This window comes from Pseudoxanthomonas sp. Root65 (assembly GCF_001427635.1).
In the GTDB taxonomy this organism is placed as follows: domain Bacteria; phylum Pseudomonadota; class Gammaproteobacteria; order Xanthomonadales; family Xanthomonadaceae; genus Pseudoxanthomonas_A.
Map to the genome: position 1 here is coordinate 1768352 of NZ_LMHA01000001.1, position 12170 is coordinate 1780521.

Annotated in this window: 7 protein-coding genes; 1 reads left to right on the top strand and 6 read right to left on the bottom strand. The window is 69.0% G+C overall.

Going from position 1 to position 12170, the window contains the following annotated elements; translation table 11 throughout:
• Nucleotides 1-62: 62 nt before the first annotated feature.
• The 5 genes from ASD77_RS07770 to ASD77_RS07790 all read right to left on the bottom strand — a co-directional run bounded on the left by ASD77_RS07770 (nucleotide 63) and on the right by ASD77_RS07790 (nucleotide 9952).
• On the bottom strand, nucleotides 63-314 hold the full coding sequence (locus ASD77_RS07770) for a hypothetical protein (RefSeq protein ID WP_235578492.1): 252 nt from the start codon (nucleotides 312-314) through the stop codon (nucleotides 63-65).
• Nucleotides 311-9010 carry a glycoside hydrolase family 94 protein gene (locus ASD77_RS07775; protein ID WP_156383515.1) on the bottom strand — a complete coding sequence of 2900 codons (8700 nt, stop codon included), beginning with the start codon at nucleotides 9008-9010 and terminating at the stop codon, nucleotides 311-313. The genes ASD77_RS07770 and ASD77_RS07775 overlap by 4 nt, the downstream gene beginning before the upstream one ends.
• A 100-nt stretch (nucleotides 9011-9110) precedes the next feature.
• Nucleotides 9111-9383, bottom strand: coding sequence for a hypothetical protein (locus tag ASD77_RS07780; RefSeq protein WP_055939677.1), 273 nt, complete (start codon nucleotides 9381-9383; stop codon nucleotides 9111-9113).
• A 36-nt stretch (nucleotides 9384-9419) separates the two neighbouring features.
• Nucleotides 9420-9662 carry a hypothetical protein gene (locus ASD77_RS07785; RefSeq protein WP_055939679.1) on the bottom strand — a complete coding sequence of 81 codons (243 nt, stop codon included), beginning with the start codon at nucleotides 9660-9662 and terminating at the stop codon, nucleotides 9420-9422.
• Nucleotides 9659-9952, bottom strand: a complete 294-nt coding sequence (locus ASD77_RS07790; RefSeq protein ID WP_055939681.1) for a hypothetical protein — start codon at nucleotides 9950-9952, stop codon at nucleotides 9659-9661. Before ASD77_RS07790 ends, ASD77_RS07785 begins: the two co-directional genes overlap by 4 nt.
• A 317-nt stretch (nucleotides 9953-10269) precedes the next feature.
• On the opposite strand from ASD77_RS07790, the gene ASD77_RS07795 reads away from it, so the two are divergent.
• Nucleotides 10270-10674, top strand: coding sequence for a fasciclin domain-containing protein (locus ASD77_RS07795; protein WP_055939683.1), 405 nt, complete (start codon nucleotides 10270-10272; stop codon nucleotides 10672-10674).
• Nucleotides 10675-10779: 105 nt separating this feature from the next.
• Here the strand turns inward: ASD77_RS07795 and ASD77_RS07800 are convergent, their stop codons facing one another.
• On the bottom strand, nucleotides 10780-12162 hold the full coding sequence (locus tag ASD77_RS07800) for an aldehyde dehydrogenase family protein (RefSeq protein WP_055939685.1): 1383 nt from the start codon (nucleotides 12160-12162) through the stop codon (nucleotides 10780-10782).
• Nucleotides 12163-12170 lie beyond the last annotated feature (8 nt).

Below are 12170 nucleotides of genomic sequence, written 5' to 3' on the forward strand. Positions count from 1 at the left end.
TGCCGCGCCGCAGGGAGCCCGCTCGCGACACGCTGTCCGGGTTCGACCTTCAAGCGCCATGCTCACGTCTGCTGACTCGGAAGCGGACTGCGTTCTCCCATCCAGTCAAGCGCTTCCGCATGCACCCGAAGCATCGCCTCCAGCCTCGCCTGCACGTGCGCGAGATCGTCCGCGCCAGCCTCCTTCACGATCGCGTCCGCCAGCGCATCGAACTGCGGCCAGAACTGGGCTTCGTGGCGGAGATGCTGCAGCCAGGGTGGCAGCATCTCCGCCAGTCGATCCAGTTCCGCTTCGAGCTGGGCGCGCGATTTCACGGCGCGGCGCGGGGCCAGCGTGCCTCCACCCGATGCACGCTGCCATCGTCCACCAGCGGGAAGCGCATGCCTGCCTGTTCCGTGCCATCCAGTTGCAGCATGGGTGTGCCGTCATCGCCTTGTTCCACCGCGATGACGTAGAGCGTGGAACCGAAGCGGTAGCGCAGTTCGTACTGTGTCCATTCGCGCGGCAGGCAGGGATGCAGGGCCAGCTCGTCGCCGAGGCGCTGCAGGCCCAGCAGCGATTCGGTCAGCAAGCGGTACATCCAGCCGGCCGAGCCGGTGTACCAGGTCCAGCCGCCACGGCCGACATGGGGTGCCACGCCATACACGTCGGCGGCCAGTACGTAGGGCTCCACCTTGTAGACGGCGGTCGCATCCGGATCCTGCGCGTGGTGGATCGGGTTGATCATGCGCGCCAGTTCCCACGCCCGCTCCGCATCGCCCTGGTGCGCGAAGGCCATCGCGGCCCAGACCGCCGCATGGGTGTACTGGCCGCCGTTCTCGCGCACGCCGGGCACGTAGCCGCGGATGTAGCCGGGGTCCTTCGGCGTGGTGTCGAACGGCGGATCGAGCAACTGGATCAGGCCCGCTTCGCGCTTCACCAGATGGCGGTCCAGCGACGCCATCGCCTGCCGCGCACGTGCGGGATCGGCGGCACCCGACAGCACCGACCAGCTCTGCGAAATCGAGTCGATCCTGCATTCGTCGCTGGTCGAAGAGCCCAACGGCGTGCCGTCGTCGAACCATGCGCGCCGGTACCACTGGCCGTCCCAGGCGTGGGCTTCCAGGTTCGCGCGCAGGCGCTCGGCATGTTCGACGCATTCGTCGGCGAACGCGTCATCGCCGCGCACGCGTGCGACCTCGATGAAGCGCTGCAGCGTGTCGTAGAGGAAGAAGCCCAGCCACACGCTCTCGCCACGCCCGGCCTCGCCGACGCGGTTCATGCCGTCGTTCCAGTCGCCGGTGCCGATCAGCGGCAGGCCGCGTTCGCCCAGCAGGCTGCAGCCGCGCCGCAAGGCCAGCACGCAATGCTGGTAGAACGACTGCCGTAGGTGCGACGTGGCGGGCATGTCGTAGTACGACTCCTCGTCGGCGTTGACCGGTCGCCCATCGACGAAGCCCACCTGTTCGTCCAGCACGCTGGCATCGCCGGTCACCTGCAGGTAGCGCGCGGCCGCCAGCGGCAGCCACAGGTAGTCGTCCGAGCAGCGCGTGCGCACCCCGCGCCCCTGCGGCGGATGCCACCAGTGCAGCACGTCGCCCTGCGGGAACTGATGCGCCGCGCACAGCAGCAGGTGCGAGCGGGTCAACGCCGGCCGGGCATGCAGCGTCGCCATGGTGTCCTGCAGCTGGTCGCGGAAGCCGAACGCGCCGCCGGACTGGTAGTAGCCGCTGCGCGCCACGTAGCGGCAGGCGAGGGTCTGGTACATCAGCCAGCCGTTCACCAGCGCGTCGACAGCGGGATCGGGCGTGCTGACCTGCACGGACGTCAGCAGTCCGCGCCAGTGGATGCGCACGGCGTCCAGCGCATCGTGCGCGCGCTGCGTGCCCTGCACGCGACGGGCGAGGTACAGCGCGTCGTCTTCGTCCTTGCCCATGCCGAGCCGGAACACCGTCTCCGACGCCTCGCCATCGGGCAGCGACAGCGGCACCTGGATGGCCGCGCACGGATCCAGTCCCACGCCCAGGCGGCCGGACAGGCGTTCGCGTTGCAGTGCCGCCGGATCGGCCATGCTGCCGTTGCGGCCGAGGAACTCCGTGCGGTCGCCGGTGAAGCTGCAGCCGCTGGCATCGGTGTCGAAGAACGCGACCCGGCCGCCGAACTCGGTGTTGTACGGATTGCGCGCGGTCAGCACGCCGCTGGCGGCATCCTGCGCGGTGACGATGTGCATCTGCGACCTGACGCGCAGGTCGCCCAGTACCCATTCCACGTAAGCGGTGGCCGAGAGGCGGCGTGCGCGCCCGGACAGGTTGCGCAGCTTCAGCACCGAGTACTTGACTGCATCGTCGACGGCCACGTACACCCACAGCTCGCTGGCGATGCCGTCCTCGACGTGCTCGTACACGCTGTAGCCGAAGCCGTGGCGCGTGCGGTACGCCCCGCGGCCGCGGCGTGGCAACGGCAGCGGCGACCACACGTGGCCGCTGTCTTCGTCGCGCAGGTAGAAGGCTTCGCCGCCGCTGTCGGCGACCGGGTCGTTGTGCCAGGGCGTGAGGCGGAACTCGTGCGCGTTCTCGAACCAGGTGTAGCCGGCCATGCTTTCGCTGACCACCGTGCCCAGCCGCTCGTTGGCCATCACGTTGCACCAGGGCGCGGGCGTCGGGCCGTCTTCGCGGGTGACGATGACGTACTCGCGGCCGTCGGCAGCGAACGCGCCAGTGCCGTTGTCGTGGACGAACGTGTCGGCCACCGGCTCGAACGGCCAGGTGTCGTCCTCTTCGTCGATGACGACGGGCGGCGGCAGCCCGGTGGATGCTGTGGGTGCCGGACGTTCAGCATGTTCCTCGCGCGGCCCTTCGCCGAGCAGCGACGGCATGATCCGCTCGGCAGGCTCGCGGCGGCCGATCTGCGCGGCCAGCGAGCCCTGCTGGTCGCTGATGATCACCCGCGCCACCGATTGCAGCAGGATGCGGTCCTCCTGCGACATCTGCTGGCCGGGGCGCACGAAGATGCCGCCCGGACGATCCAGCACGTTGGCCTCGGGATCGGCCGAGATCATGCCCAGGATCAGATCCTGCAGCTGCTGCCGGTAACCGGCCTGGCTCTCGTTCCAGATCACCAGGTCCGCACGCAGGCCCTTGAGGCGCCAGTACGCGTGCGCCTGCACCATCTGCCGCACCAGTTCGATGTTGTCGGCATCGGCGACCTGCAGCAGCACGATCGGCAGGTCGCCTGAGATCGCATGGCCCCACAGGCCCGACTGGCCGCGCTGGTTCTGCAGCAGCACGTCGGCGTCCGCGCGCAGCAGCGGGTGCGCGTAGACGATCAGTCCTGCCAGCCGCTCGTAGAGTTGCGCATCCGCCTGCGAGGCGTTGATCTGCCGGCGCACGACCTGGCTGTGCGTCCACGCCAGGTCGAAGACGCGGTCGGCCAGCCGGCGGTCGCGGTACTTGTCGATCAGGCCGGCACAGGCGTCGCGATCCCGGCCCACGCCATGCACCATGTCGATCATCGCCGTCTGCCCCGGTGCCAGTTCGATCCGGCAACGGATGGCGACGATCGGATCCAGCACCGAACCCTCGCTGTCGGACAGCGCGTCCTGCGCCGACAGGGCCACCGGCGTGCGCGGGGTGTTGCCGCGGCCGAGGAAGCGGGCGCGGTCGGTCTCGTACGAGATCGCGGTGATGTCGGCATCGTGCACGGCCACCAGATGGAACATCCACGGCGGCACTTCGTCGTGCGCGCGCGGCCGTCGCGTGCACAGCAGCGCCTGTTTCTCGCGCACGATCTCCGACTGCACGAACAGGTTGCTGAAGGCCGGGTGCAGTTCGTCCGCGATGGCCGGCGCCAGCACCACTTCGGCGTAGGTGGTGATCTCGATGGTGCGCGTGCGCCGGCTGCGGTTGCCCAGCCGCAGCCGGCGCAGTTCGATGTCGTCCTCGGCGGAGATGGCGATCTCAAGATGGCTTTCGTAGCCGCGCTTGCGGCCGCGGAACTCGGCCTTGGCATCGGAGAAGATCGCTTCGTACTGGTCCACCGGCACGCATGCCGGCTGCAATGACGTGGACCAGAACTCGCCGCTCTCCACGTCGCGCAGGTAGCAGAAGTTGCCCCAGTGGTCGCGCGTGCCGTCCTCGCGCCAGCGCGTGACCGCCATGTCGCGGTGACGGCTGTAGCCGCCGCCGGCGCTGGTGACCAGGCCGTGGTAGCGGCCGTTGGAGAGCAGCTGTACCGCCGGCCGCGACGTCCCCGGGTTGCGGAAGATGCGCAGCTGGGTCTCGGTTTCGGTGGGCGCGGCGCGGGTGCCCAGCGTCTCGGCCTCGTGCGGGTGGAACACGCCGGTATGCGGAATGCGTTCCTGCAGCAACAGCAGCGTCGCCTGGAACTCGGCATCGGCCACGAAGCGCTGCTGCATCGGCTGCTGCCGCAGCAGGTGGACGAGCGCGAGGAAGCCCATGCCCTGGTGGTGGGCCATGAACGACCGCACCACCACGCAGTCCTGTCCGGGCGGCACCCGCGCCGGCGTGTAGTCGATAGCCTCGTACATGCCGAAATGACCACCGAAACCCAGCGCGGCCTGCCGCTGCAGGTTCTCGCAGGCGGCTTCCGGCGCCACCATCAACGCCATCATGCTGGCGTAGGGCGCGATGACCAGGTCCTGGCCCAGGCCGCGCTTCAGGCCCAGTCCGGGCACGCCGAAGGCGCGGTACTGGTAGTTCATGCGGGCGTCGACAGTGTTGTAGCCCGACTCCGAGATGCCCCACGGCACGCCATGGTGTTCGCCATGCTGGATCTGCGCTTCCACCGCATGCCGGGACGTCTGGTCCAGCAGCGTATCCGGGTAGCTGGGCATGACCAGCGGCGGCATCAGGTACTCGAACATCGAGCCGCTCCACGACAGCAGCGTGGCATCGCCGTTGACCTCGGTCAGCAGGCGGCCCAGCGCGAACCAGCTCTCCTGCGGCAACTGCCCCTGCGCGATCGCCACGAAACTGCACAGCCGCGCTTCCGACGCCAGCAGGTCGTAAAGCCCGCTGTCCAGGCGGTGCTCGTCGACGTTGTAGCCGATCGCCAGCAGGTGGCGCGCGCGGTCGTAGAGGAATTCGTATTCCATCAGCGAGAACTGCCCGGCGATGTGCGCCAGCCGTTCGAGCTGGTGGATGCGTTCGCGCGCACGGCGGGTGGCCAGCGGATGGGCCGAGGCGTCCTGCAGTTCGCGCAACGTGGGAATGCGTTCGCCGGTCCAGGCGCTGGCGTCGGGCAACAGGAACTGCAGCTCCGCATGCGCCGAACGACAGCTTTCGACCAGCGCGGTGGGCCAGTGGTGCGGATGCAGAGGCATCGGACTCGCGGCAGGCCAGGCCGCTGCGATGCCGTCCGCGTGCACCACCAGGCGCGCCAGCATGCGTTCGGCATCGATGACGGTCGCCGGCGGCTCCCGCTGCGCCTGTGCCAGTACCGCACCGAATTCGATCAGCGCACGCGACAGGGCTTCGTCGTCGGAGCCCGCGTCCGCGGCCACGTCTTCCAGAACGGCCAGCGTATCGCCCAGTCCGCCGAAGGTGGCGGGCGCCAGCACCGGCGCATCGGCCAGCGCCAGCAGGCCCTGGCGCAGGGTCAGCAGGTGCCCGGCCAGGTTGCCGCTGTCCACGGTGGAGATGTAGGCCGGCGGCAGCGGCTGCAGGGTTTCGGTGTCGTACCAGTTGTAGAAGTGGCCGCGATGGCGCGGCAGCGCCTCCAGCGTGTCGAACACCAGGCGGGTGCGCTCCATCACGCCACCGGCCTGCAGGTAACCGAAATCGTATGCGGCCAGGTTGGCCAGCAGCGACAGGCCGATATTGGTCGGCGACGTGCGTCGCGCCACCACCAGCGCCGGATGCTCCTGCACGTTGTCGGGCGGCAGCCAGTGGTCCTCGGCGCGCACGTAGGTCTCGAAGAACGCCCAGGTACGCCGCGACAGCGTGCCGAGGAAGGCGAGCTGCGGTACGGACAGCTTCTCCGTCCGCTGACCGGTGGGACGGCCCAGCCAGGCCATGACGGCAGGCGACACCAGCCAGAGCAGCAGCAACGGTGCGGCCACCCACAGCGCCGCGGGTTGCCGCATCGCCAGCAGGGCGGCGATGGAGGTCGCGATCAGCGGTGCGGGCGCCATGCCGAGCAGTTCGGCGCGCATGCCGCCGCCGAGGCTGCGTTCCACTTCGCTGGAGGGATTCCACTGCAGCAGATGCCGGCGCGTGACCAGCAGGCGCCAGAGCGTACGCAGGATCGCGTCCACGCTGAAGAAGGCTTCGTACGGCAGGCAGGCCACATTGACCACCGCGCGCTGGAGTTGCCGCAGGCTCGACCGGCCCACCTGCACCAGATGCGTCTCCAGCGGCATGTCGACCGGCCAGGCGAATACGTCGCGCAACGCCGGCAGCAGCACCGGCAGCGCCCACAGGCTCAGCAGCCAGGCGGTCCAGGCGAGCGGGGCCGGCGAGAACAGCCAGCCCAGCACCAGCAACGCCACCGTGGCCGCCGGCACCAGGCTGCGGCGCAGGTTGTCGAGCAGCTTGCCGCGCGAGAGCCAGGACAACGGGTTGCGCTCGAACCCGCCATCGCGGCGCGGCACCCACGGCAGCAGCCAGGGCAGCAACTGCCAGTCGCCGCGGATCCAGCGATAGCGGCGCTTCACGTCTGCCGCATAGCGCGCGGGATACTCCTCGAACAGCCGCACGTCGCTGACCAGACCGGCGCGCGCGTAGCAGCCTTCCAGCAGGTCGTGGCTGAGGATGCGGTTGTCGGGGAAGCGGTCGGCCAGCGCGTGCTCGAATGCATCCACGTCGTAGATGCCCTTGCCGACGAACGAGCCTTCGCCGAACAGATCCTGGTACACATCCGACACGGTGCGCGTATACGGATCGATGCCCGGTTCGCTGCCGAACATGCGCGCATAACGCGAACTGGGCCGTCCGCTCAGGCTGGTGCCGACGCTGGGCTGCAGGATGCCGTAGCCGCGGACCACGCGACGCCGGCGTGCATCGAACACGGCCTGGTTGAGCGGGTGCGCCAGCGTGCCGGCGAACTCGCGCGCGGCGTCGCGCGGCAGGCGCGTGTCGGTATCCAGCGTGATCACGTAGCGCACCTGCGCCAGCATGCCGAGGTTCCCGGTCACCTGCAGGAAGTCGTCGCCGGTCCCGCCGCGCAACAACCGGTTCAGTGCCGCCAGCTTGCCGCGCTTGCGCTCGTACCCCATCCAGCGGCGTTCGCGCGGATTCCACAGGCGCGGGCGGTGGAACAGGAAGAACAGATCGCCGCCGTCCTCGCCGGCGCGCTCCGGCGCATAGCGACGGTTGAGCTGTTCGATCCGCTGCGCGGCGTGGGCGACCAGGGCGGCATCGCCCGGCATCGACGACTCGTCGGCGTCCAGGAAATCGGTGAGCAGGGCGAAGTGCAGGTGGCGGTCACGGTTGGCCAGGAAGCGCACTTCCAGCGCTTCGACCAGGGCGTCCACGCCTTCCGTGCTTCCCAGCATGCTGGGCACTGCCACCAGAGTGCGTGCCGTTGCCGGAATGCCCTTGGAGAAATCCATCCGCGGCAGCGGCCGGGGCGCCACCCACAGGGTCGCCACCCAGTTGACCAGGGCGATGCCCAGTTCGCTGAACGCCAGCAGCGCCAGCGCCGCCAGCAACCAGAGGGGCACGCCCTGCGTGGGCGCTGCCGCGGTCAGCAGGCCATGGGTGAACAGGCCGATGATGGCGGCGATGGGAAGCAGATAACCCATCAGCGGAACGCGATGCGGGCGCAGGCGGACCGGGCGTGCATCCGGCAGCGAGGCGACCGCCGCCTGCGTCTGGCCGACGCCGTCATCCACCAGGTAGAAGCCGACGTGCGCTTCCGGATGCGTCGGCGCCGCTGCGGCGGCGGCCTGTGCACGCTGCAGCGCGATCTCCGCGACGGTGTTCTCGTCGACACCGGCCAGGCGCGCGATCTTCTCCACCACGTGGCGGTAGTCGTCGCGCGTGCTGAAGTCCATCAGCGCATAGGTACGCGCCGGGTCGGCGCGCAGCGTGCGCTCGACCACACTCATGTCCTCGACGAATTCCCGCCAGTCCATGTTGGCCAGGAAGCGCAGGCTGCCGATGCTGTTGCTGATCGACACCTGGTCCGCCGCCTGCTGCTGGCTTTCCAGGTGCACCAGTTCCTCGATGCGCAGGCCGCCGTCGGCGGCCCACTGTTCCAGCCAGGTGACCGGCATGGAGAACACGCCGCCGCGTCCTTGCAATCCACGCATCAGTTCGGACACGAAGGCGCCACTGAGCGGCGGGCCGGAGCGCGCCATGTCGGCGATGACCAGCACCACGTCCTTGGGATCTTCCGCCGCGGTGCGATTGAGCTGCGCGGCCCACTCGCTGGCCAGGCGGTGGTCGTCGCCGTCGCGCATCACGCGTACCGCCATCCGGCGCAGGTTGTCGATCAGCGCCAGCCGCAACATGATCGGGATCGCCCACAGCTCGCCCAGTTTCAGTGGCGTGATGGACTGGTAGGCGGCGAAGAAGCGGCGCAAGGTCTCGGCGTCAATGCGGCCGTCGCCGTGCGCGATGGCTTCCAGCGACAGGTCGTACACGCGCGGCAGGCCGGCGGACCCGCCCTGGCTCAATGACGGCAGCTGGCGGCTGTAGCCTTTCGGCAGGTGCCGGCGTGCGGTGACGATCTGCTCTTCCAGCAGGTACGAGTTGTCCAGCAACCACTCGCCGGCAGGGGTGATGCGCATGTCGTCCTGCACCATCCGCGTGAGCAGCGCGCAGACATCCTGTAGCAGGCCTTCGTTCTCGGCCAGGCGGTCCAGCAGGCGCTCCGGCCCCGCATGCGCGCGCACGCGGTGCGCCCGCGCCAATGCACGCCCATGCCGTTCCATCTGTTCGACGTTGAACAGCTGGGCGCGCAGCGGTGCTTCAGCGCTCAGCGGTTTCTGGATCGCGGCACGGCGCCAGCGCCACAGGCGACGACGCAGGCGCAACCAGCGGCTGAAAACCCTCCAGACCTGGGGCATCGGAAATCCTGTGGGGAGCGGCTGACCGACGTGGAACCCATTCTTGCACGCACCCCGGGAGGTGGGCGTGAAGGGGTGGGTGATGCGCGCGCGTTCGCCGCTAGATGGGCATCGGCGTCAGCGTGAAGAGATAGCCGCGCGCATCCAGCATCGCGCGCAGGCGCTCCTCGGCGGCAACCCGGTTGAAGGTGCGGCGCACCCACAGGCCGTAGCAGGGACGCGTTCCGTCCACGCTGCTCTGCTGCACCCGACGGCTCACGTGGACATCGCCGGATTCGCAGGCGGTCGCCCAGATGACGCGCAGATCGTCCGGCCCGATCGACTGGCGGCTGCCCAGGTGCAGCAGGAAGACCTGTTTCTGTTCGCGTCGCATGCGTGGGTGCCCGTCGGTTACTGCGAGATGGCCGGCCTAGTGCCTGAAGCCCGGCCAGTCCGGATGCCGCGAGGTCTCGTACCACTGCTGCGCGCGCGCCATCGCTTCGGGTTTCGACAGGTCGGCCTTGGCGAAGAAGAACCAGCGCACGTCACTACCGGGCCCCTGCTGTTCGTGGACCAGTCGATACGCGTTGACGCGCGAATCCCGCTCCGGATCCAGACGCGCGTCGATGGACTCGACGCCGAACGGGGAGATGAGCAGCGAGATGCTGCTCATGGCGAGGCGCCCGCGGCAGGCAGCGGAACGAACGGGCGCACCCTGATGCGTCGCTGGATGTCGCGCTTGCCCGACCAGAAGTGCCATTCCTTCCTGACATATCGACGGAACAGCACCGCGACGCGTTGCACGAAGCCGGAACGCGCGACCACGCGGGGCGGTTCCCGCGCATCGGCCGGAATCGGCCAGCCCTCGTTCTCCGCGCACTCCACGGCACGGTCCTCCAGCAGAACAGCGATCCGGCGGAATGCGTGTGCGCCCAGAACGACGCGATGCGGCTTGCTGCTCATGGCGGCTCCCGATCTTGTGCGAGCCGGCACACTGCGGGCGCGGAAGTTAGCCAGCCTCGGAATTCCGCGTGGACCCACGGTAGCACGTCGCGGCGACGCGCCCCGTGTGTTTCCGCGCGCGAAGCCTCACGTGGCAGTCACGGCGACAGGCGCACAGTGTGCGGATCGCGGCGCAGGACCCCATCGGCTGCACAGCCGCGCGTCATCCTCGTTTCCTCTCTGCCGCATTGTGCGTGCCTCTGGCCTGGTGCCAGGTCGATGCTGCGGCCGCGACCGTTCGCCACGACCCACGCCGGGTCCCTCCCGCAGGAAACGCCATGGACATGCTGCAGAAGCCCGGTCTCTTCCAGCAGGATCTGCTGGGGACGTTGAGGAGCCGGCATTCGTTCCGCACCTTCATGCAGGCGATCGACAGGGCCGGCCTGACCGCCTCGCTCAACGGAGCGGGTCCCTACACCGTGTTCGCCCCCACGGACGAGGCATTCCGGCAGTTGCCGCATGGCACGCTGGATCGCCTGCTCAACCCCGGCAACCGGGACGAACTCGCCGCGATGGTGAACCGCCACGTGGTTGCCGGCCGCCAGACAGCCGCAGATGTCTGCACGCCGAGCGGGCACGTGAGCATCGGCGATGCGCAGATCACGCGTCCCGACATCATGGCCAGGAACGGCGTAATCCATGGCATCGACAAGGTCAACCTGCCCGAACCCAGGCCTCGCTGAGGTGAGGCAGCAAGGGAATGCACGCGGCAGGGCGTAATCCCTGCCGTTTTCTTTTGCGTCAGCCGTGGCCCGCGGCGACGTTGCGTGGGTGCGTACCTGTCCGGGTCAGCCCCTGCGCATTAGGATCATCTTTTCCTGCGTCATGTCGCGCATGGTGTACGGGATGCCGCCCGTGCCGTATCCGGATTCGCGGCGACCGGCGAACGGCATCCAGTCGGTGCGGAAGGCGGTGGGGTCGTTGATCATCACCGCCGACGCATCCAGACGGTTGGCCGCGCGCAGCGCGACATCGATGTCCTGGGCGAAGATGCTGGCCTGGAAGGCGGTAGGCAGGGCGTTCGCGCGCGCGATCGCCTCGTCGAGATCGCCGTAGCGATAGACCGCGACCACCGGACCGAAGACCTCCTGCAGGGAGATCCGCGCGTCGGCCGCGGGGTCGAGCAGCACCGTCGGTTGCAGCGTGGTCTCCGACTGGCGTGCCCCCCCGGTGGCGAGCGTGGCGCCGCCCTCGACTGCGTCCTTGATCCATTCCGCAACGCGGTCGGCTTCGCGTGGCAGGATCAGCGGACCGACCTCGGTGTCCTTCAGCGTGGGGTCGCCGGTACGCAGGCGTTCGACACGCGCGATCAGCCGCTGCGTGAAGTCGTCGGCGATGTCGCGGTGCACATAGACGCGCTGCGTCGACACGCAGACCTGGCCGGCATGGTAATACCCGCCTTTCACGATCGGCTCGATGATCCGGTCGAGGTCGGCGCTGCGGTCGACGATGGCCGGCGCCGCGCCGCCATGTTCCAGCGCCGAGCGCGCCCCGTGGGCGAGCTTGGCGTGCAGCGACCAGCCGACCCGGGCCGAGCCGATGAAACTGAGGAAAGCGACGCGGCGATCGGTCGCCAGCTGTTCGGCCAGGTCATTGCCTTCCGGCACGAAGCTCTGGCACCAGGGCTCGGGCAGGCCGGCCTCATGGACCAGCGCAACGAACTCCAGGCAGGAGAGCGGCGTCGTGCTCGCCGGCTTGACGATCACCGGGCAACCGACCGCGATGGCGGGCGCGACCTGGTGGACGATCAGGTTCAGCGGATGATTGAACGCCGAGATCGCCGCCACGAGGCCGATTGGCTCCTTGGTGGTGAACGCCCAGCGATTCTCCGCAGCGGCGGACAGACCCATCGGGATTTCCCGGCCCGCGAAGTTGCGCAGTTCGTCGGCGGCATTGTGGACGCCGTCGATGGCGCGCGTGGTCTCGACGATGGCATCGGCCAGCGGCTTGCCGCCTTCGCGCGCGATCTGCAGGGCCAGGTGGTCGCGCCGGTCCTCCATCAACGCGGCCAGCCTGCGCAGGATGGCCACGCGCTGATGCGGTTTCAGCCAGCCGTCGCGATCCTTGAATACGCGTTCGGCAACTTGCAGCTTGCGTTCCAGGGCCGCGGCATCGTCAACGCCGATCTCTGCGATGGGCGTGCGGTCGAAGGCCTGTACGACGGTCAACATCTTGGATT